Origin of the sequence: Streptomyces sp. NPDC002265 (assembly GCF_040296125.1) — a bacterium.
Lineage (GTDB): Bacteria > Actinomycetota > Actinomycetes > Streptomycetales > Streptomycetaceae > Streptomyces.
Genome location: NZ_JBEOWS010000157.1, coordinates 1 through 21,090, shown reverse-complemented (window position 1 = coordinate 21,090; position 21,090 = coordinate 1). Strand labels below are relative to the sequence as shown.

Sequence of the window (21,090 nt, the reverse complement as noted above, 5' to 3'; positions counted from 1 at the left end):
GTGGGAGAAGGCCAACACGGCCCGTAACCGCGTGCATCACCGGGTGGCGAACCTCCGCGAGGACACCCTGCACAAGCTCACCACCAGGGTGGCCGCCGAGTACGGCACCGTCGTCGTCGAAGACCTCAACGTCGCCGGCATGCTCAAGAACCGTCGCCTGGCCCGCCGGATCGCCGACGCCGGATTCGGCGAGATCCGCCGCCAGCTCGCCTACAAGAGTCGCCAGCGCCACGGCACCAGGCTCATCGCGGCCGATCGCTGGTACCCCTCCTCCAAGACCTGCTCCGGGTGCGGCGCGGTGAAAGCCAAGCTGCCGCTGCACGTGCGGACCTACCAGTGCGATGCCTGCCACCTGGTCATCGACCGGGACACCAACGCCGCACGCAACCTCGCCGCACTCGCGGCAGCCGCAGTAACTGGTACCGGAGTGGCCGGAGACCAGGACACCGCCCCGGCGGCGTCGAAGCCTCGCGGAGCCGACCAGAAGACCCGCGCCACGCGCCCCCGCCGTAAGGCGGAGGCGGGGCGGGCAGGTGGCGCAACCCTGCCGCACCAGCAGCAGGAGGAAACGAGAGACCGCACTCAAGCCGAAGCCCTCACGCTTTGGTGAAGAGATGGACCTTCCGGGCCGAAATGCCCGGGATGCTGAGACCTGACTACGGACTCAGCAACGGTGTCCCCATGTCTTCGCCCCACCTGCACCGGGACCGGTGCGCAGGTGCGTCTCGAAGACCGGTGCCGGTGTAGTGGCGGCGGTTGCGATGAGCAACCTGCTGTGCCTGCGGTGTGGAGTTCCCCGGAGTTCCCCCTGCGACCTGGACAGCCTGATACCGGGACGGATGGTCCCGGAGCAGGCGGTCAGAGGTAGTGAGCGAGAAGGGTGACGGGCCCGGCATCGCAAAACCGGAGCTCAGGCGGGCACCGCAGCCAGCTTTGTCGGGTTCATCATCCACAGCAGCCGGTCGATGCCGTCCTGGGCGACACGTACCGAGATGGCGGCGAACACGACCCCGTCGCGGGAGAGAACCACTCCGGCCTGGCCGTTGATCTCGATCGGGTGCACCGCGGCATCGGCCCAGAACCGGTCGGCGAAGGCGTGGCAGTAAGCCGCCACGCGGTGTCGGCCCACGACGGGGAACTTCGACGCCCGGACGACTCCGCCACCGTCGGCGTACGAAACGACATCCGCCGCGAACAACTCCTCGAGCGCGGCCACGTTCCCCGCCTGCGCGGCGGCGACGAACGCCGTGAGGAAGCGCTGATGCTCGTCCGACTCGACACTCGAGCGCTTGTCCGCAGCGAGGTGCTTGCGCGCCCGGCTCACGAGTTGCCGTGTGTTGGCCGGCGTCTGGTCGATGATCTCCGCGATCTGCTGGTACGGGTAGTCGAACGCTTCCCGCAGCACATACGCCGCACGTTCCGTGGGGGTGAGCTTTTCCAACAGCATGAGCACCGCAACTTCCAGTGCCTCCCTGTTGACGGCCCCCAGCACGGGGTCGCTGCGGGTGTCGACCGGCTCCGGCAGCCAGGGTCCGACATACGTTTCACGGCGGACCCTGGCCGACTGCAGTACGTTGATCGCGAGTCTGGTCACGGTCGTGGTGAGAAAGGCCTGCGGGTTTTTCACCTTCGACCGGTCATAGGTCTGCCAGCGGATCCAGGCTTCCTGAAGGATGTCCTCCGCGTCGCTGGCACTGCCAAGCATTCGATAGGCGATGCCGAACATGCTGCCACGGGCATCACGGAACGCCTCCTCGGCCTCCTGAAGGCTTCGGGAATCATCCGCTGGATCGTTCTTCGACGGCATTCCTTGCCCATCCTTGCTGCTCAATGAGTCCGCTACCGAAAGCCGACGACGCCTCGGCGATCGTGCCGACCGGCGTTGCGGGCGCCTTCCGGGGCGGTCAGGCCGTGGCCGTGGACGCTGGCTGCCCCGTGCCGGGCGGGATCTGCTGGTGGCCTCGGCCGGCCCGTGTCCTTGTGTCCGATACGGCGCCGCACCTCCGTAGATCGTTCTGTCTCAGATTTGCACGATTGCCGAACAGCCAGGGCCGGGGACACACCGCTTGTGTGCAGGTGCCGACGACCGCGCTCGCAGCGGTACCGGCGACCGCGCACGAGATCCAGGACGTGGCGTGGTGCATGTTCGCCCACGGTGGTTGTACTCGGTCGGTCATGTCAGGGGTGGCCCGCACACGTCCCTCGACGCGTTGTTGTGTGGGGCACGTGGTCGAGCCGATCCGGTCGCTGATCACCTCTGGGCCGGACGCGGCTGAGCAGCCGCTTCCGGTCGACGTCGGCGCGCCCTTGGACTGCGCCCGTTCCTCACTGAGCCGTTTGACCGAGGGCAAGCTCGTTGAGTGACACCCCGAGTCCGCGCGCCGCGCGCCCCTGTCACAAAAGCCGTCACTGCGCGGTCTTTGCTGGTACACAGAGAACCTCCCGAAAGGATCCCCCCATGAAGGCCGTAGTCGTCGGCGGAACCGGGCTCATCGGCTCGAAGGTCGTCCGCAAGCTCAACGACCACGGGCACGAAGCCGTCCCGGCCGCGCCCAGCACGGGCGTCAACACACTGACGGGAGAGGGCCTGGCCGAGGTGCTCAAGGGCGCGCAGGTCGTGATCGACGTCTCCAACTCGCCCTCTTACGAGGACGAAGCAGTGATGCACTTCTTCCGCACCTCCACCGCCAACCTCCTCCAGGCGGCCGCGGAAGCCGGTGTCACCCACTACGTCGCGCTCTCCATCGTCGGTACCGACCGGCTCCCGGACAACGGCTACTTCCGCGCCAAGCTGGCCCAGGAGGAGCTCATCAAGGCGTCGGGCCTCCCGTACTCCATCGTGCACGCCACGCAGTTCTTCGAGTTCATGAACGGCATCGCGGACTCGGCGACCGAGGGTGACACGGTGCGCATCGCTCCCGTCAAGTTCCAGCCCATCCACTCCGACGACGTGGCCACCGCCGTCGCCCGCACCGCGGCCGGCGCCCCCCTCGACGGGACGGTGGAGATCGCCGGCCCCGACACGTTCCGGTTCGACGAGCTGGTCCGCGACGTGCTCACTGCCCAGAACGACCCCCGCACGGTGGTCGCCGACCCGCACGCCCCGTACTTCGGATCCGAGCTGCAGGAGACCTCGCTCGTGCCCGGCGCCGACGCGCAGCTCGCCGGGACCCGGTTCGCCGACTGGTTCGCCCAGCAGAAGTGACGTTCCCGGATGGCCCCTGCCCCGGAGGGACAGGGGCCATCCGGCATACGCTACGACCGGTTCGGGACGTCCTGAACCGCGGTCCCGAAATCGAATGGCGGCATGCCGGTCGCGGTGTGTCCGTCCTTCGAACTGGGGAGGGTCTGTTCGGTCCAGATGGCCTTTCCATGAGTGGTGTAGCGGCTGCCCCAGCGTTCGCAGAGGGCGCTGATGAGCTGGAGGCCCCGGCCCCCCTCGTCCATCGCCGAGGCGCGCCGGATGCGGGGCATGGTCAAGCTCGCGTCGGACACTTCGCAGATGAGGGTCCCGCTGCGCAGGAGCCGCAGCCCGATGGGCCCCCTGGCATGCCGGACGACGTTCCCGACGAGCTCGCTGGCCAGCAGTTCCGTCGTCATGACCAGATCGTCCAGATGCCATTGAGTGAGCTGCTCCCGTACGTGACGGCGGGCCTCGCCCGCGGCCTGCGGTCCCTCCGGCAGATCCCAGGAGGCCATCTGCCGGTCGGCCATGGGGTGCAGACGCGCGATCAGCAGGGCGGCGTCGTCGGTGGTGGGCTGTCCACCGGGCAGCAGGTCAGCGGTGACCCTGTCGCACAGATCCTCCGGATCCGGGCAGCAGCCGGTACGGGGGAGCAGATCGGCGAGCTGGGCCATGCCCTGGTCGATCTCGCGCTTCGGTGATTCCACGAGGCCGTCGGTGTAGAGGATCAGCAGGCTGTCCGCCGGCAGCCGTAGTTTCGTCGTCTCGAACGGAGGCAGCGCGGCGCCCAGGGGAGGGTTGGCGGCGACCTCGGGGAAGTAGGCGCCGCCGTCGGGCCGGACGACGAGGGGCGGTGGATGGCCCGCCCGTACCATGACGCACGACCCGTCGGTGGAGTCGTAGAGCGCGTACAGGCACGTCGCGTACGACTGATCGCCGAGAGCGCCGACGATGTCGTTGAGGTGGCCCATGATCTCGTCGGGCGGCAGTTCCAGGGCGGCCAGCGTGTGCAGCGCGGTGCGCAGGCGTCCCATGGTCGCGGCCTGGGGCAGACCATGGCCCATCACGTCACCGACGACCAGGGCGACCTGGCCGGCGGACAACGGGATCAGGTCGTACCAGTCGCCGCCCACGTCGCTCGTGTCCCCGGCCGGCAGGTACCTCGCCGCCGCGGTGACCTCGGGCACGGTGGGCAGCCGCAGGGGCAGCAGCGCCCGCTGGAGCTCCTGGGAGCGGGTGAGCTCGGCGTCGTAGAGCCGGGCTCTTTCCAGGGCGTGCGCCACGAGCGCGCTGATGGTGATGAGGAGCGTGCGTTCCTCGGACGTGAGATGCCGCGGGGTGTCGAAGGAGATGACACACACGCCGAAGGTGCGGTCGGAGACCGTCAACGGGAGGAAGGCCCATGCCTTCTTGTCGGTCGGCGGCCGGGTGACCCCGTCGGGGAAGGCTGAGAGCCATTCGTCCTGGGACGAGTAGAAGCGTGGCTCGCCCGTCAGGATCGCCTGTCCGGCGGGATCGGTGTCGGACAGGTCCATGCCGTTCGATCCGCCCATGTGACGCAGAAAGGTGCTCGGATAGCCGACGGACCCGATGTGCACCAGCCTCTGGTCCTCGGTGACCAGCACGAGCAGCCCTTGGGCGTCGAACGGTGGCAGGACCCGCTGGGCGACGGCGGTCACCACGTCCTGCGAGGTGGTTGCCGCCGCGAGCTGCGTGGTCAGTTCCGCCGTCCGGCTCGCCCGCTCGGCCGCGGACTGGACGGCCGCCGCTTCTTCGGCCTCGCGGCGGCGCGGGTCGGTGACGTCCGTGAAATACAGGGTGAGCCCGCTGGGTACGGGAACGAGCCGCAGGTGGTAGCAGCGGCCGGTGTCGGCCATCGTGACGTCGAAGCCGAGGGCGACGGACTGCTCGGCGCCGCTGCGGCACCGCCTCTCCAGGTCGGGCATCCGGCGCAGCGCGGGCAGGTCCCACAGCTGGCGTCCGAAGAGCTGTTCGCCCTGCGAACCGAGAATCTGTTCCGCCTCCAGGTTGGCGAACGTGATGCGCCAGTCGTCGTCCACGGACAGGAAGGCGTCACTCATGTGCTGCAACGCACGGCTCAGCGCGTCCCGGGTGGAGCGTGCGCCTTCGCTCGCCCACCCCTTGCCGATGATGCGCGTGACCTGGCCCTGGTCGTCGAGGACGACGTGACCGGATGCCCGCGTCCACGTGTAGTGCCCGCTGCTGTCCCGGACCCGGTATTCGGCTTCGAACGGAGCGTGCGTGCGGATGGTGCGTTCGGCGGCTGCCAGGGTGCTCGCCAGGTCGTCGGGGTGCACCACCCGCATCCAGCTCTCGACGGCGGGCACGAAGGCCGCCGGATCGGTCTGGTAGACCTTCATGGCGACCTCGTCCCACAGCAGCTCACCGGTGCGTACGTCCCACTCCCAGGAGCCGACCGGAGTGGCTTCGAGGTCGGTGCTCAGGCGCGCGGGCGCCGGGATTCTTTGCAGACGGTCCGCGGCCCACTCGGCCACCTGGGTGAGAAACGTCCACTGCGCGGGGGTCGGCTCCTCCTTGCCGCCGGTGAGGCAGGTGATCGCCCCGATGGCCCGGTGCTCCGTGATCAGGGGTACGGAGATGAAGCCGAGCCGTGAATGAAGTGGCGCGGTGGGTTCGGCCGGGTCGCCGAGGAGGGGGGCAATCCACACGTGCTCGCCCGAGCGTACGGCGCGGGCCGTCGCGGTGGGCCCGTCCTGGTCGACGATCTCCCAGGTCCGCATGAGGGACGACGGCAGCCCGGCGGACGCCACCAGGCGCAGAGCCGACATGGGGCCTCGCAGGTAGACGGTTCCCCCGGCGCAGCCCAGCTCCGCGACGGAGTGTTCAAGGGCGAGCCGAAGGACCTCGCTCTCCGTGATGTCGTCGGCAGCGGTGTCGAGTAGATCCAGCCGCTTGATCACAAGGACAATATAAGAGTAAATGTCGCACTTGACACCGATGGTTCTGCCCGCTGGTGTCCCTTACCTGGCATGAGGTGCATCGGCAGAAGCGGGCGCGGAAGCGGGTGTGGATGCGGTGGATCAGCCGCGACCGGTGGTCGGCCCTGATGCAGATCGGCGCCCGCCATGGACACGCGTTCGATGTCTTGCCCGGCGACGCCGGCCCGGCCGGGGCCGGCAAGCCTTCACTCGCGCGAGCGCAGCATGCGGCGCATCCGGTCGGCCCGGTCCAGGAGGTTCGTGCGGACGACCGGGACAGCCTGTGCCGCCAGGTCTTCCGCCCGTCCCACGAAGGCCAGGTCGATACCGAACAGCGGGAAGAGCCATTTGGTGTAGGTCGTCGCCGGCATGGTTCCGCTGTGATGCATCTTTGGCACGAGATCGAGGTAGGCCTCCGTATACGGCCTCAGCAAGTCGTTCTGGCCCGCGCTCCAGAACGGCGTCGCAACTGAGTGGACCGAAGCGATAGGCACCGCGCGGTCCGTCACCAGCGTCTGCCACACCGCCTTCTTCTCTGCCGCGTCCGGGGTCGCAGCGCGGACCTGGAGCCTGCTGACCCACGCTTCGGGGTCCGGGTCGCGCTCGAGCAGAGCCTGTGCTTCGGCTGCGGTCGGGCTTCCGAGCTGAGCCTTGCGAACCAGGGCTCGCCACTGGAGATCGATGTCCTCCCCGGCCTCGGTCTGGAGCCACGCGACATCCTCCGGTTCGGCCGCGGTGCGGGCGAAGCCGCGCAGCGCCGCTTTCCGGTAGGCGCCGACGCCGGAGAGGGTGCGGCACGCCGCAGCCACTTCTCGCAGCAATTCGTCCCGCTCCGACTGCGGGCTCCACAGATCCGCGGCCTCGACAGCCAGGTTGAGATAGGGCTCGATCACCGAGGCGGACGTCTCGACAGCAAGCACTCGGGTCAGGCACTGCACGGCTTCGGCGGCGCTCGCTTCGCCGTTGATCAGCATGTCCCAGGCCGTGGTGACGGCGACACCCCGCGCGGTCGCAGTGGGCAGGCGGGCGGCGTTACCGAAGAACGCGTCCCTGGTCGTGGCGTCAGGCCTCGTCGAGGCGAAGGTCAGGTCTTCATCGTTGACCAGATACAGGTCGGCTCCTGCCGGCAGGTCGAGCCGAGTCCGTTCGCCCGCCACCTCGACTTCGGCGAGTGCCATCCGCTCAAGGCGGTCTCCTGAACGCTCGTAGGCGCCGACGGCCAGCACATGCCGGCGCGGTGGGCCACCCGGACCCTGGGCGACCAGGGCGAACCCGTCCTCGTCGTGGTCAAGAGTCAGCCGGTCGGTGCCCGCTGTCTCCAGCCATCCCGCGCGCCACTGGTCCAGGTCACGTCCGCCGGCGTCGGCGACCGCATCGATCAGGTCCTCCAGCGTGGTACTGCCCCAGGCATGGGCGGCGAAGTAGCTGGTCAGACCCGCGGAGAACGCTGCCTCGCCGACGTACGTCATCAACTGCTGCAGCACGGACGCGCCCTTGGGGTAGGTGATGGCGTCGAAGGTCGCCGCAGCCTCCGCGACGTCGCGGACCTGCTGGCGGATCGGGTGAGTCGTCGGTCCCTGGTCCATGAAATAAGCTTTGAGCTTCTCGCCGGCCAGATGTGCCGTCCAGGCATCGGTGTACGACGTCGCGCTCACCGCGGCCCAGTTGCTCGCGAACTCCGCGAACGCCTCGTTCAGCCAAAGGTCGTCCCACCAGCGCATCGTGACGATGTTGCCGAACCACATGTGCGCGAGCTCGTGCAACAGGTAGCGCGAGAACAGGTCCCACTCCGCTCTGGTCGGCGTGCTCCTGCGCAGGAACCAGTCCATCCAGGTGACGCAGCCGAAGTTCTCCATCGCGCCGGGGAACTCGGGCGTGAAGACCTGGTCGTACTTGTGCTGCGGAAACGGCATGCCGAACTTGGCGGCGAAGAACTCGAGCCCCTGGGTGGTCAGGGTGAACAGCTCGTCGGCGTCCCGGTCCAGGATCGAAGACAGCGACTGGCGGGCGAAGAGCCCGAGATCATGACCAGCTCCGTGACGACGCAATTCGTAGTACGGGCCCGCGTTGATCACGGTGTTGTACGCCGCCAGCGGCGGCGTCGGCGGGAAGCTCCAGCGTCGCACGGAGCCGAGGTCCTCGATCTGCGGGTCACCGCTGTTGCTCAACACCCGCCAGCCGGCGGGAGCGGTCACGGTGAACGCCCACGGCGCCTTGAGGTCCGGCTGATCGAAGCAGGCCAATACGTACCGGGCGTAGTCGGGAGCGAAGTCGGTGTAGACATACGTCTCACCGTCGGCGGGATCGACCGCCTTGTGCACGCCCCGGCCATCTGCCGAGCACTCCGTCACCGAGATCACCGTGAGGACGTTGCGCTCGGCAAGATCGGTCAGTGCGATCCGGCCCTCAACAGCCGGACGCAGCACGACCCCGTTGAGCGTGGCGCTCTCGACCGTCACCGCGCAATCGACAAAGGTCTCGGCGCCGGGCCGGTGACACGTAAAGGTGATCGTCGATTCGCACCGGACCCGCGAGCCGGTCGTCAGATCCGAAAGGTCGACGGCAACGTCATACCGCTCGACGGTGAGCATGCTCGCCCGCGTCTCAGCCTCGGTTTGAGTGAGACTCCTGCCGCTCATCGCTGTCCCTTCCGAAGATTCGTTCATTCACCACGAGCAACCCGCCCTGAAGCGAGAAACCCGCGTGAATCGGGCGTCTCCACCGCATCGCCTGACGACGGACAGGCCTGGCCCTCCGTCACTACTGACCGAGCTGACAGTTGGCTCCACGAGGGTCTCCTCGAACCCTAGCCGCTGCTGGGGTCAAGCTGATCAGCGGCTTCGTCCCGGTCCCCTGCGCCACGGTTCGGGTTCCAACTGCGGTGGCCGAAGCAGCCTGGCTGCCACGAACGAGGCACCCGGCTTGTCACAAGGGAGGTGATCGGTTCGCCGCCGATCGAGTCGGGGTCGATCCGGTGTGCGCACCGAGGTGCCCGACCCGGTCCAGGCTGTGTACGAGACTCCCGGGTGATCCGCCGCGATGCTCGGGCGGGCCCTGGCTGAACGCGCGCTGCGGCGTAGGCATCACGGAGCCGGCCTGCACTCCTCGGCGTAGCGGGCCAGCCCTTCCGCCATGCCCTGCATGAACTTCTGGAGGTAGCGCGGCATGACCCAGCGCAACAGCCAGCTCGTCTCGTACTCGCCGTACCAGTGGATGACCGTGCCTGAGCCCGCTGTCGGCTTCAGCTCGATGCGCGCGTGATAGTTGTGCATCGACGAGTTGAACGCGTCTTCGTAGCCCAAGAGGCGTCGCTCGACCTTCTCGGTCAGCCGCTCCCCGGTCACGGTGCGTCCCGTGCGGAAAGCCCGGACGGCACCGACGCCGTCGTCGCCGCCGGGGTCGAGGTCGACCGACCGTGTCGTGTCCAGACTGTCCACCTTGGACCACAGCGGCCAACTCTCGGCGTCGACCAGCAGCTTCCAGACGATGTCCGGCGAGGCGCTGGTGGTCACCGTGACGTCGTATGTGTGCATGGTAGAGGGCTCCTGTCAGTGGATGCGGGCTGCGTCCCCGGCCAAAAGGACCCGGCGGACGCGGTAGCGATCGGCCGGGCACACGTTGATCTGGGAGGGCGGGAGCCACCCTCAACTTCCCTTGCAGGCACGGTCTCTACCCTACGAGGGGAAGGTCACGGCTGCGGCTCGTGATCGGCGAGCGCGACCTGACATTGCCGCCCGATGAGGCAGCCGAGTTCGACACGTCCCTGCCTCACTGGCCGGGCAGCGCCGACGGCGGCGCGGTTGAGGTTCTCATCCGGTTCGACCTGTAAGAGGTGCGTGCGCACACATGCACGGAGTCTCACCGATCGCCGCAGGCCGGGAGCCTGCGGTGAACTCAGCGAGAGATTCTGTATGCACGTCGTTGACGCAGGCCTTCGCGAGGAAGACGACCATGCCGTGGTCGCTGTACGCCACGCCCGCGGATCTCACGCCGAGCAGCTGGCCACAGCCATCGACAACGGGCCGCGGCCTCCCAGTGACAACAAGCCTGCCCAGGATTCGTCAGCAGGGTGGTCGGTGATCGGGCGTACGACCGCACGCTGTCGGACGGATGCCGTCATAGGGGTGGTTGGAGTGCTGCCGCCCCTCCTCGGGGTGGGGAGGGGCGGCGATGTGTCAGGTGTGGAGCTGGAGTTGCTCGATCACCGTGGCGACGTGGGCGCGCTCCTCGGTGTCGAGCCCGCGCAGCGGCAGGGGAAGGTTGTGGTGGGCGGTCAGGCCCAGGTGGGCGGCGGCCGCCGCGACGACCCGGAGGGATCCTCCGTACTGGGTGAAGAGGTCCCACAGAGGCTGGAGCCGCCAGGACTCCTCCAGGGCTTGCTCGGGCCGGCCGGTCTGTGCTGCGCGGGTGAGGGCGAGTGCCGGCTCGGGGAAGGTGCCGCCGATGACCGAGTACCAGGTGTCGCCTCCGGCATTCAGACCCCTGGCCGCTGCCGCGTCTCCGCTGATGCCCACCGTCACCGTGTCGGGCAGGAGCCGGCGCAGCTGCTCGACACGGGCCCGGGCCTGCTCGGGGTCGGTGGGGAGGGCGGGAATCTTGACCGACGCCACCTGCGGCAGCCGGGCCAGCCGGGCGTACAGCTCATCGGTGAAGGTGAAGTGCGTGGTGCGGGGGTTGTCGTAGATCACCAGAGGGATCGACAGGTTCGCGGTGACCTCCTCGAACAGACCGAAGACGTCGTCGTCGGTCAGCGGCTGGTAGGACACCGGCGCCAGCAGCACACCGGCGGCCCCGGCGTTCTGTGCGTCCTCGGCGGCCTCGAGCACCTGGCGGGTGCGCAGCGCCCCGATACCGACGATGACCGGCACCCCGGCGCCGTGCTCGACCGCGATGCGGGCGACGCGGGCGCGCTCCTCGCGGGTCAGGTAGGCGTAGGAACCGGTGGAGCCCAGCGCCCCGATCGAGTCGACACCGGCGGCGGCGAGCCGGTCGACCAGCGCGGCGAACGCCTTCTCGTCGACGTTGCCGTTGCCGGGGACGGGGGTGAGCGGGAAGGCGCTCAGACCGGTGAACAAGACGAACCTCCAAGGGGTGCGGGTGGTTCTTCGTCGGCGGCGGGCTGCGGCCCTGCCATCGTGAACCCGGTGCCGCCGGGCGGGCGAACCGGGGGCGGCGGTCAGACGGTGGCGTCGGGGTGCGCCGGGCTGAGGTAGTGGACGGTGCTCTGTCGGGTGTGCGGAACGAGGAGGCCGTGCAGTTCCTCCGCGGCGACCTTGAGGAGGTCCCCGTCGCGGGTGGCGGCGACGGTTTCCAGGACGAAGGAGACGCGGATGGAGTCTTCGGTGACGCGGCTGCGGTGGGCGTCGCGGTGGTTCCAGTGCCGGGTGAGCACGTCGGTGGTGCGGCGCGGTGGCGGGCGCGTGCGCCGGGCGGCGGCGGCGCGGGGCGCGCGGGGCGGCATGCCACGCCTCGATGCGCGGGTCGCTCTCGTTGGCCGGCTGCCAGATGCCGTCGGCTGTCTGAGCCTCCAGGTCCTCCAGAGCGGCGATGGTCGTGGGCCAGGGCTCGCCGCCGCGCAGCCCGGTGGCGGTGACGACGGCGATGAGGGTGTCGGGGAAGGCGGCGGCGACGGCGGGGCTGATGCGGAAGGTGGTCATCGGACGGTCCGTTCGGGCAAGGCGGCTGGATGGGCAGGTCAGTCAGGTGAAGAGTCGGACCTTCGGGCGATGCCGTGGCCGATCCTGACCGTCAGGTGAGGGCGAGGAGGCTGACCGCGACGGCGGCGGTGCCCATGCCGATCAGCTGGCTGCGGTGGATGCGCTCGGAGAGGACGCTGCGGGCGAGCAGGACGGTGCCGGCCGGGTACAGAGCGGTGATCACGGCGACGACAGCCAGATCGCCGCTGCGGGCGGCGAGCAGGAACAGCAGATTGGCCACCGAGTCCAGCACACCGGCCGTAGCCGACACGGCGTATGCGGGCTTCTGTGAACCGAGCCGCCGGTACATCAGTCCGGCCGCGGCCAGCGTGACCGCGGAGGACACGGCCCGTCCGGTGATCAGCGGGCCGACGCCGCTGTCCGCGGGCGCCTGGTGCAGGAAGACCAACTGCAGGGCGATCGCAGCCCCGGCGCCGAACGCCAACAGCAACGCGGTACGTGACGGGCGTGCGCTGCCGGCACCGTGTCCGGCGCTGACCAGCACCACCGCCGCCACCGCCAGTGGCAGGCCGATCAGTCCGGCCGGTCCCAGGCGCTCGCCCTGCACCAGCCCCACGGCCACCGGGAGCATCGCCGAGACCAGTGCCGTGACCGGGGACAGGACGTTCATCGGACCGATCGCCAGCGTGCGGTAGAGCAGGGCGAACGCGGCAGCCGACGCCACGCCGGACGCCGCGCCCCAGACGAGGGTCGCGGGGGTGAACGAGGCGCCGAGGACGGGCCACAGCAGCAACTCGACGGCGAGCGAGGCCGGGGCTGCGACCACCACGGTGCGCAGGACGTGGGCCTTCCGGGCGCCGAGACCGCCGAGGAAGTCGGCGCATCCGTAGGCCATAGAGCTGCCCAGGGCCAGCAGCAGAGCGATCACGGGTACATCCCTTACTATCAATGGAACGACTACACCGTACAACGCACCGACCGATGGAAGTCAACCGAGCGACCGGATGGTTCAGTGCAATGACTCACCCTGCTGGGAGGACGAAGCGATGGCCGAGACCGAGGCGGCGCTGCGGACGCTCGCGCACAACGTCAGAGCGGCTCGCACCCGGGCCGGGCTGACCCTGGACGAACTCGGCCGGCGCGCCAAGGTCAGCAAGGGCGCCCTGGTCGGACTGGAGAAAGCCCAGGGCAACCCGAACTTCGCCACCCTGGTCCGCCTCGCCGACACCCTCGGCATCTCCGTCTCCGCCCTGATGGAGGGGCGTCGCGAGGAACGAGCCCGGGTGGTGAGTGCCGACGCCGTCATTCCCTTGTGGAAGGGGGAGCACGGCAGCGAGGCGCGGCTGATGCTGACGACCGGCGGCCCGGCGGCCACCGAGGTCTGGCGCTGGACGCTGGAGCCCGGCGAGGAATACCCCAGTCACCCGCACCAGGCCGGCGTCACGGAAACCATCAGTGTCACCGCCGGGCAGATGGTGCTCGTGGTCGACGGCGTCGAGTACCCGGTCGAGGCCGGCCAGACAGCAACGTTCGACGGCGACACCTCCCACACCTACCGCGGGTCGGGCACCGACACCTGCCACCTGATCATGACCGTCCATCTGCCACCCGGCCCCGGGTGACCCCCTCCCGAGACGGCCCTCGTCCAAGCACGCAGGGCAGCCCAACGCGGACCGCCCTGCCGGCACTCTCGGCGTTGGGGGCCGTGCCGGGGAGGCACCCGCCGCTCGAATCGGCCTACTCGCTGCCCGGGTGCGCTCGGGCAGCGCGTGAGCAACGTCGGTGGCTTTGTTCAGGAGAACGGGATCTGGCTCACGTCTCGGGTGTGATGTCGACGTACTTGCCCTCGCGTGTCCCGGACTGACTCGACGCCGTCCGGCAGGACGACCTGCCCAGCTTCGAATACTGCTTGCTCAGCGATCTCAATGTCAGTGGCTGATGTGAGGATCCTGGCGCAGCTATGCGAGGAGATCGTCATGGGCACCTGGGACACCGGTCCCTTCGACAACGACACTGCCGCGGACTTCGCCAACGCTCTCGATGACGCCGAGCCCGAGGAGCGCGAGGCGCTGATCCGTGGCGTCCTCACGCGCACCGTCGACGCGACCGGCTGGCTCACCGAAGGAGAGGAAGCGGTGGCCGCAGCTGCACTGATCGCGGCGCAATGCCCGGGCGGCTACCCGATCGACACACCCTACGGTCCCAAGGAACCCATGCCCGCCTTTCCTGAGGACCTTCGGATGCTCGCGGACGAGGCCCTTGCCCGTGTCATCAGTGAGGAGGCCGGGCCGGCCTCGACCTGGGTCGACCCGGCAGACTGGAAGCAGTGGCGAGCCAACCTCACCCGCCTTCGGACAGTCCTTGCCCCGCCGCCACCGTGCATCCTGCTGTTCGATGTCGAGCAAGGGCAGAGCGTCGCCCGCCGCAAAATCTGAGCCGGAGTCCAAGAAATGACGTCGTCGCATGGTGTCGGACAGCCGCCATTCGGTGCGCAGCAAAAGACACAGCACGACGTGGTCAGTCGCGGGGGCGTTCAAACACGGGAGTGGCCTTCGCGTCGTACGCCAGGTTGGAAATCACGTCGGCGTAGGCCTGGTCCAGCACCTGCCGTTCACGTTCCGTGTGTGGGCTCGTGTGGCGCTCGGCCAGTCGCGCCACTCGTTCCTCGTGTGCCTCGGTGATCTTCTCGGCGGTCGCCCGCCAGTCGGCGTCGTCCGGTACGCGGACCAGCTCCACGCAGGCCGGTTGCCTGCCCTCAGCCAGAGCGGCAGCAGCCCGGTCATGGCCGTCGAGGAGCAACCAACCGTCCAGAAAGGACACCCACCACAGCAGGACCGGGGCGAGGGTGCCCTCCCGGGCGTGCTTGCGGTACGCCTTCACGCGCGAGGCGTCCGGTGCCGGCAGCGGACGCAGCGGCAAGACACCGTGCCAGCCACCTCCGCAGAGCAGTTCGAGGGTGGCGTCCGGCCAGTCCTGAACGAGGTCGCAATCCCAGATACCCGGAGCGAAAGTGGAGTGCGGAGCCAGCAGCCAGCGCCCGTAGTGGAGTGGGCCGAGTCCCGTCTCTTCCAGCCACAGCGCGTATCGGTGCGGCCAGTCGGCCCCGGTCCGCATCGCCGCAGCGGTCAGAGGCGGCAATGGGGAGCGGTGACCGGGAAAGCGGCGCAGATGGAGGTCGCGGCAGCAGCCGTCGCCCTCCGATCGGGCCTGGATCAGGGGCCGTTCACCCTGCAGGAGGATCCACTTGCGGTTGGTGACTCGCTCAAAGCGCATTAGGGGCGGCCCTGACAGGCCGTCCGGTACGGCCAGGACGACACCGCCTCCCGGTAGAGGTTCCCTCGTAGCCCTGGTCATGGGACCAGTGTCAGCACGAGGCGCCCCTTCGCGGCAAGTGATTACTCCGAGGGCGTGCGCCGAACCTGTTGGCAGTAGACCTCGACAGTGTGCTTCGCCAGGAGCAACCCGATGATGCCCCGGCAAGGAGCCCGGTGGTATCACAACTCGGGTTCTGGTCCAACTTCTATGGACGAGTCATGAGCTGTAAGGACTTGGTGCGAGATGGTCCCTCGTGACTCGTTGCCGGACCTGTTTGGGATCATGCCCGCATGGACTTCGATCTCGCCCCACCGAACGGCGGTGGCCCGTTGCGGATCGGTATGACTCGACAATCGGCCAACGCGGCGCTGGACTCGCTCCGCGATCTTTCCACGGTCTCGGAGTCCGACCGGCCGGGTCAGCACGTCCTCCGTCCCAGCGGTCTGATGATCAGCATCCACTGCATGCGAGACATGCTGGAAGCCGTTGAGCTCGGGAGGCGGCCGTCGACTCAGACGGACCGAGTCGTCTTCCGGGACTTGGACGTGTTCGCGATCCCGGCCCGCGAACTGGTGCGACGCATCGGCGAATACACCTCGATCGAGGCAGACCCCGACGACCCAGCGTCTTTCGTCGCCTCAGACCTGCTCCTGTGCTTCTGGCGCCCGTTCGCAGCCGACGACGAGCCAGAGGAAGAGCAGGGCTACTACTTCAGCTCGGTCCTGCTGGCACGACCTGGCTACTACGACACACCTGCTCAGGCTGCGGAGCGACTTCAGCAGGGCTTGTGACGAGCCCGTCAGGATGCAGGGACTCGTCTCCGCCAGAGCCTGGAGCCGGCCGGGCCGTACACCTGGCGCTTGAGCATTTTTTTGATCCGGTCGACATGGCCTTCGACAGAACTCCACGACAGCGTGAGTCCGGCGATGACGGCGGCGAGATCGCCTTCGACGCCGTTGACGAAGGCCTGGAGGCTGGGCAAGTCGTCGGCACGGACCGCCTTGATCCAGGTCTCGGACTGCTGGTCATGGTGGAGTTGGCCTGCGAGTGGTCGGTCCGGCCGACCGCGATCGACAAGGAAGTGGTCGTGGTTCTCGCCCTGGACACCGGTGGGCTATCCGAGCGGGACGTTCTTCCGTACATCCCAGCATACCTCCGCCTCTCACGGCGGAGCTCCACCAACTGGACGGAGGCCACGGCGAGTTCAACGGCCGGGAGAGTGCGCAGTCCTGAAACCGCCTCCACGACGGGGCCAGCTCTCGACGGCGACGGTTGTTGTAGGCGAGGCTCAGGTGCGGTCGGAAGGCGGACGTCGGCTTCTTCGGGGCGAGACCGACGCCGGCCCCAGCTTTGGCCAGCGCGTGGTGCAGTCGAAGCAGGGGCTCCCAGGGGCCGAGGGACAGGCGGACGGCGCCGCGGGATCCGGCCAGCGGCATAGCCCGTACGGAGAACGCGGAGGTCAGCAGCGCCTCGGCGTCGCGCGCCAGGCGGTTCAGCTGGCCGGGCATGACAGCGTCCGGCTTGCCCACGCGGGCGAGGGTGATGTGCAGCCCGTCCGTCGGCACCGGGTCGAGGCCGAGAGGTTCCAGATCCTGCTGGCAGTGTCGCGCCAGCGTCGCGAGCCGCTGATCATCCGGGAAGGTCAGCATCCAGTAGTACGCTCTGCTGCCGTCTGACCAGCCAGGGCGTGCCCAGTGGTCTGTCATCTCGTCGAGTGCGCTGAACGCCGCCCCGTCGTGGGCCGCGGTGACCGCCGGATCGTGCGTGTCGGCGGGGGGCTCGGCGGGGAACGCGGCGGGATCGGCGCTGAGCAGGGGCACCGACGTACTCCTTCGGCTTCGCACTGCCCCGGAGTACGACGACACCCACGACGCGTACAACGCGGATGATGCCTTGGCCAGGACCGCTGGCTGCGAGCTCCAGATCCGGAACTCGTCGCCATAGTCGCGTACCGCTTGGTGATCACACCATGGTCCGGCCTGCTCGTGCACGTGACGCGGGCATTGGCAGGCGGAGCTGATCGGGGTGCCTTCGCACAGCCGCAGGGCCTCATGGCACGCCCTGTTCGACCAGCAGTACGCCGGCTCCACCCTCGGCCCAGGAGAAGAGGTGCCCCATCCAGGACAACCTCACGTCTGGCAACTCGGGGCGCAGGCTTGTCAGAGGACACGGCAGACTCCCCGCTGGCGGTCAGTTGGCCTCCCCGCTGGTGGACATGAAATCTCCCCGGTGACGGACAGCTGATCTCCCCGCAGACCGGCCCAGCCCATGACACAGAGTGGGCGGGGTGAAGAGCGATTAGGAGGTCACGGAGATTCTTGAGGCCTACTACCTCACCGGGAGTTACCGGAAGGCGGCCGAGCTGGCGGGTTGCGACCACCACACCTTGCGTCGATACGTGCAGCTGCGCGGGCAGGGGGCCGACCCGACGGAGCGCGCGGTGCGGTGCGGTCGAAGCTGATCGACGACTTCCTGCCGAAGGTCGAGGAACTGGTCGAACGCTCCCACGGCAAGGTCGGCGCCGACGCTGTTCACAAGAAGATCGCCGCGATGGGCTTCACCGGCACCGACCGCACCACCCGCCGGGCCGTCGCCGCAGCGAAGGAGTCCTACCGGGCCGGGAACCGCAGGGTCTTCCGGCCCTGGATACCCGAACCGGCGATGTGGCTGCAGTGGGACTGGGGCGAGGGCCTGTACATTGACGGCAGACGCACCAGCCTGTGGTGCGCGTGGCTCGCCTGGTCCCGCTTCCGGGTGGTCATCCCCGTCCTCGACAAGCCCCTGCCGACCGTGGCCGTCTGCCTGGACGCGACGTTCCGGACGCTGGGCGGGGTCCCGACCTACTGCCTGACCGACAACGAGAAGACCGTCACGGTCGAGCACGTGGCCCGGATCGCGGTCCGCAACCCCGAGCTGGTGCCCGTCGCTCGCTACTACGGCACCGTCGTCAGGTCGTGCATTGCTGGCCGACCCGGCCTCGAAGGGCGGCACCGAGGCGACGGTCCGAATCGCGAAGCGGGACCTGGTCCCCACCGCGGTCAACCTGCGAACCGAGTACGCCGACTTCGCCGAACTCCAGGAGGCCTGCGAGGACTTCATGGCCGAGGTGAACGACCGGATCCACCGCGAGACTCGCCGGATCCCGGCCGAGCTGCTGGCCGAGGAACGGCTGCGGCTTCGCCCGGTGCCCGAGTAACCGTTCACCGCCGCGTTCGGCGAGGCCCGCCGGGTCGGCAAGGACTCCACCATCTTGGTCGAGTCGGTCCGCTACTCGGTCCTGCACCAGCTCGTCGACGAGCGCGTCTGGGTCAGCTTCCACGGCGACGAGCTGATCGTCACCGCGATGACCGGAGGCAGTGCGGCCGAGGTCACCCGCCACCCGCGCTCGATGCCGGGCAGTCCGCGGATCGCCGACGAGCACCACCCCGCCGCCCCTCGCGGCGAGCGCACTCCGAAGCCGACGAACCCGGCCGAGGCTCAGTTCTTGGCGATCGGACCCGGGGCGGCGGCCTGGCTGGTCGAGGCCGCGGCGACCGGTGTCCGCCGGATCAGGGCGAAGATGGCCGACGCGGTCGCGCTCGCCAAGCTCTACGGCACCGCCGACGTCGACCGCGCGCTTGGCACCGCCGCGACGGTCGGACGGTTCGCCGAGGGCGACCTGCTGTCGATCCTGGACCACCAGGGCGAGCACGACCACTCCGAGCTGGCCCGCCGCAGCGAGACCCACAGCCTGCAGCCGGGCACCTCCGCCTGGTCAGGCTTCGGCTCGACCTGAGCCCTCGGGTTCCTCGTCGACCAGGCCGCAGGAGAACGGGAAAGCCTCCAAGAATTCCCGCCGCCCCGGGTCCTGCTCGGCCTCGGCAAGGTCCGCGAGGACAGTCAGGAACCGGTCGTGCTGGTCCTTCGGCAGCCGCCCCAGCACCCAGGCGGCGTTCTCCATCATCTTCACCGCGGAGTCGGGGTCGACCTCGTCGTCCTCGCAGCTGTCGAGGAACCAGACGACATCGACGACGAGTCCGGCGAGGATAGGCACCAGCGGGTCCGTGTCGGTCATCCGGGCAACCTATCCGACCTCCATGACAGCACCAGCATCACCTCGGCCGGCGGGCATCCCGCACCGGCCCCGACCTGGAAAGTGCACCCGACTCATGCACGACAGCCCTGCTCAACCGGCCGCGACACTGCCCCGCATGCAAGCACCCGCTTCGGCGGTCGCCGCAACGTCCGGCGCCGCGTTCGACGAGGCGATCGCACTGACCCGAAGGTTGAAGCTGCCGCACATCCGCAGGGCGATGACGGAAATCATCCCCACGGCGAAGTCCCAGCGCTGGGATCCCGCCGAGACCGTCCGGGCCCTGCTGCCGAGGAGGCCGCCGGCCGCGACGCGGCCAACCTCCGCATCCGCCGCATCCGGGCTGCCTTCCCGACCGGCAAGACCTTCCACATCTGGAATGAGGAAGCGTCCTCGATTCCGGTCCCTACCCAGTCGGCGCTGCGGGCCCTGGAATGGGTCGGCCGGCGCGAGAACCTCTGCGTCGTCGGCCCCTCCGGGACCGGGAAGTCGCACTTCAGCGAGGCTCTCGGCCAGTCCGCCGTCGACGCCGGGATGACGGTCGCCTGGTTCACCATCGAGGACCTCGGGGCTCTGATCCGCCGTCACCGCGTCGGCGACTCCGTCTCGAAGGCCATCAGTCGGATCACCCGGACCGATTTGATCATCGTTGACGACATCGGGCTCCTGCCCGTCTCGCTGGACGCCGCCGAAGGCTTCTACCGTCTGCTCGATGCGGCCTACGAACGTCGAGGTCTGGCCGTCGGCAGCAACCTTCATCCGTCTGGATTCGACGAGATCAGGCCCAAGACCCTCGCCACCGCGACCGTCGACCGGCTCCTGCATCACGCCCACGTCGTCGTCACGCAGGGCGACAGCCACCGCCTCGCCGAGGCGACCACCGGACGAGGCGTCGTCCCGCTCGGTTGACCCACAAGCGGGGAGATCAACTGTCCACCGGGGACTTTCAACGTCCAGCAGTGGGGAGATCAACTGTCCGCGAGTGGAGAACTCCTACTGTTCCTGACACAGGCTCAAGGAACCGTCGTGGTAGCCAGGTCTTCGTGCGGGATGTACATCGTTGATGAAGTTGGCAGTTGACGTCGAGATGCTGAATAGCGAGACGAGCTGACGCAGTGTCAGACCGGACCGCCAGTACGCGGTGCCCAGCAGCACCCGGTCTTCCAGCGACAGCGATCAGGGACGTCGCGCTTCAGGCGGAGCGGCTGTTCTGTGGCTCCGTGGAACCCACCCGTCCATGCGCCGGATCTCTCGCTCTGCCGCTTCCAAGTGCCCCAGATCGAGGGCCATCGCGGCACGCCCGGCGAGGTAGAAGATGTCCTGCCGGATCCGACAGTTCAATCCCGGTTGGCGGCACAGTGCCAGGAACTGCACCTCGAGACTGAGTTCGATGCGCCCCATCTCGTCTCGGACAGCGGCCGGGAGTGCGGCGTGCCAGAGGTCGCGTCCCGCCAAGTGGTGTAGCGGCGATCACGTCGAAGATGCAGGTCACGTGCCCAATCGGCCTGCACGGCATCTCTGCGACCTGACAGCTCATCAGGCGAGCCGTCTTGCCGGAGATGGCCGGAGCGGAACCCGCGGCTCTGGCCTCGGAGAAAGGCGCGCCTAGGCCGGCAGTCCCGCGCCATAGACGTCATCGACTGACAAAGCGTCAGATCGTCCGGTCGACAATTGCCCGCATCTGGCCACACCCTGCACTTTCGCGGCGATCGCTGCTACACCACTTGGCGGGACACCATCGTGCCAGAGGTCCTTGGCGTAGTCACGCGTCTGACGGTCGGCCTCGTCAGGCCGGGCTTCCACCTTGCGCGCACATGCTCCTCGTCCGAGGCCAGCAGCGCGATGTCCTCGCCCTTGGCCGAGTCGACCTTGGGCGGCAGCCTGAAGGACAGGAACGTCCCC

The 21,090-nt window shown here is 68.7% G+C and carries 14 protein-coding genes and 7 pseudogenes; 8 read left to right on the top strand and 13 right to left on the bottom strand.

Features of this window, described 5'->3' with window-relative positions; translation table 11 throughout:
• The coding region (locus tag ABT085_RS25505) for an RNA-guided endonuclease InsQ/TnpB family protein (protein WP_351612250.1) at positions 1-610 on the top strand (610 nt) is incomplete at its 5' end.
• Positions 611-910: 300 nt separating this feature from the next.
• On the opposite strand, the gene ABT085_RS25500 is transcribed toward ABT085_RS25505, so the two are convergent.
• Positions 911-1,807: an RNA polymerase sigma-70 factor gene (locus ABT085_RS25500; RefSeq protein WP_351612247.1), complete on the bottom strand. Its 897-nt coding sequence runs from the start codon at positions 1,805-1,807 to the stop codon at positions 911-913.
• Between the two features lie 651 nt (positions 1,808-2,458).
• On the opposite strand from ABT085_RS25500, the gene ABT085_RS25495 reads away from it, so the two are divergent.
• Positions 2,459-3,205, top strand: a complete 747-nt coding sequence (locus tag ABT085_RS25495) for an SDR family oxidoreductase (protein ID WP_351612245.1) — start codon at positions 2,459-2,461, stop codon at positions 3,203-3,205.
• Positions 3,206-3,255: 50 nt separating this feature from the next.
• Here the strand turns inward: ABT085_RS25495 and ABT085_RS25490 are convergent, their stop codons facing one another.
• From ABT085_RS25490 to ABT085_RS25480, 3 genes are all read right to left on the bottom strand, one after another.
• The gene (locus tag ABT085_RS25490) at positions 3,256-6,126 is read right to left on the bottom strand and encodes a SpoIIE family protein phosphatase (protein WP_351612242.1); all 2,871 of its coding nucleotides are present in this window, start codon (positions 6,124-6,126) and stop codon (positions 3,256-3,258) included.
• A gap of 224 nt (positions 6,127-6,350) precedes the next feature.
• A complete protein-coding gene (pepN, locus tag ABT085_RS25485; RefSeq protein ID WP_351612240.1) occupies positions 6,351-8,783 on the bottom strand; it encodes an aminopeptidase N in 2,433 nt (810 codons plus the stop codon).
• Between the two features lie 444 nt (positions 8,784-9,227).
• Entirely contained in the window at positions 9,228-9,677 is a 450-nt protein-coding gene (locus ABT085_RS25480) for an SRPBCC family protein (RefSeq protein ID WP_351612238.1), read from the bottom strand.
• 158 nt (positions 9,678-9,835) lie between these two features.
• Between ABT085_RS25480 and ABT085_RS46750 the strand changes: the two are divergent.
• Positions 9,836-10,224 (top strand): annotated as a pseudogene (locus tag ABT085_RS46750) (hypothetical protein); the annotation flags it as partial.
• Between the two features lie 95 nt (positions 10,225-10,319).
• Here ABT085_RS46750 and ABT085_RS25470 read toward each other — a convergent pair.
• The 3 genes and pseudogenes from ABT085_RS25470 to ABT085_RS25460 all read right to left on the bottom strand — a co-directional run bounded on the left by ABT085_RS25470 (position 10,320) and on the right by ABT085_RS25460 (position 12,729).
• Positions 10,320-11,219 carry a dihydrodipicolinate synthase family protein gene (locus ABT085_RS25470; protein WP_351612236.1) on the bottom strand — a complete coding sequence of 300 codons (900 nt, stop codon included), beginning with the start codon at positions 11,217-11,219 and terminating at the stop codon, positions 10,320-10,322.
• Positions 11,220-11,320: 101 nt separating this feature from the next.
• Positions 11,321-11,801, bottom strand: a pseudogene (locus ABT085_RS25465) (hypothetical protein).
• 91 nt (positions 11,802-11,892) lie between these two features.
• Entirely contained in the window at positions 11,893-12,729 is an 837-nt protein-coding gene (locus ABT085_RS25460) for an EamA family transporter (protein ID WP_351612233.1), read from the bottom strand.
• A 118-nt stretch (positions 12,730-12,847) separates the two neighbouring features.
• On the opposite strand from ABT085_RS25460, the gene ABT085_RS25455 reads away from it, so the two are divergent.
• On the top strand, positions 12,848-13,423 hold the full coding sequence (locus ABT085_RS25455) for a helix-turn-helix domain-containing protein (RefSeq protein WP_351612230.1): 576 nt from the start codon (positions 12,848-12,850) through the stop codon (positions 13,421-13,423).
• A 354-nt stretch (positions 13,424-13,777) separates the two neighbouring features.
• The gene (locus ABT085_RS25450) at positions 13,778-14,236 is read left to right on the top strand and encodes a DUF4259 domain-containing protein (protein WP_351612228.1); all 459 of its coding nucleotides are present in this window, start codon (positions 13,778-13,780) and stop codon (positions 14,234-14,236) included.
• A gap of 82 nt (positions 14,237-14,318) precedes the next feature.
• Here the strand turns inward: ABT085_RS25450 and ABT085_RS25445 are convergent, their stop codons facing one another.
• The gene (locus tag ABT085_RS25445) at positions 14,319-15,074 is read right to left on the bottom strand and encodes a hypothetical protein (protein ID WP_351612225.1); all 756 of its coding nucleotides are present in this window, start codon (positions 15,072-15,074) and stop codon (positions 14,319-14,321) included.
• Between the two features lie 332 nt (positions 15,075-15,406).
• Between ABT085_RS25445 and ABT085_RS25440 the strand changes: the two genes are divergently transcribed.
• Positions 15,407-15,907: a hypothetical protein gene (locus tag ABT085_RS25440; protein ID WP_351612222.1), complete on the top strand. Its 501-nt coding sequence runs from the start codon at positions 15,407-15,409 to the stop codon at positions 15,905-15,907.
• Between the two features lie 8 nt (positions 15,908-15,915).
• Here the strand turns inward: ABT085_RS25440 and ABT085_RS25435 are convergent.
• Positions 15,916-16,125, bottom strand: a pseudogene (locus tag ABT085_RS25435) (ISL3 family transposase); the annotation flags it as partial.
• 16 nt (positions 16,126-16,141) lie between these two features.
• Entirely contained in the window at positions 16,142-16,936 is a 795-nt protein-coding gene (locus ABT085_RS25430; RefSeq protein WP_502982804.1) for a 2'-5' RNA ligase family protein, read from the bottom strand.
• Between the two features lie 494 nt (positions 16,937-17,430).
• On the opposite strand from ABT085_RS25430, the pseudogene ABT085_RS25425 reads away from it, so the two are divergent.
• Positions 17,431-18,891 (top strand): annotated as a pseudogene (locus tag ABT085_RS25425) (IS21/IS408/IS1162 family transposase).
• On the opposite strand, the gene ABT085_RS25420 reads toward ABT085_RS25425, so the two are convergent.
• Complete coding sequence (locus tag ABT085_RS25420; RefSeq protein ID WP_351612218.1) at positions 18,871-19,170, bottom strand: hypothetical protein; 300 nt, start codon at positions 19,168-19,170, stop codon at positions 18,871-18,873. The pseudogene ABT085_RS25425 and the gene ABT085_RS25420 overlap by 21 nt on opposite strands.
• A 136-nt stretch (positions 19,171-19,306) precedes the next feature.
• On the opposite strand from ABT085_RS25420, the pseudogene ABT085_RS25415 reads away from it, so the two are divergent.
• A pseudogene (locus ABT085_RS25415) lies at positions 19,307-20,097 on the top strand (ATP-binding protein).
• Between the two features lie 138 nt (positions 20,098-20,235).
• Here the strand turns inward: ABT085_RS25415 and ABT085_RS25410 are convergent.
• Together ABT085_RS25410 and ABT085_RS25405 are read right to left on the bottom strand one after the other, a co-directional pair.
• Positions 20,236-20,364: pseudogene (locus ABT085_RS25410) on the bottom strand (transposase family protein); the annotation flags it as partial.
• A gap of 539 nt (positions 20,365-20,903) precedes the next feature.
• A pseudogene (locus tag ABT085_RS25405) lies at positions 20,904-21,090 on the bottom strand (MFS transporter); the annotation flags it as partial.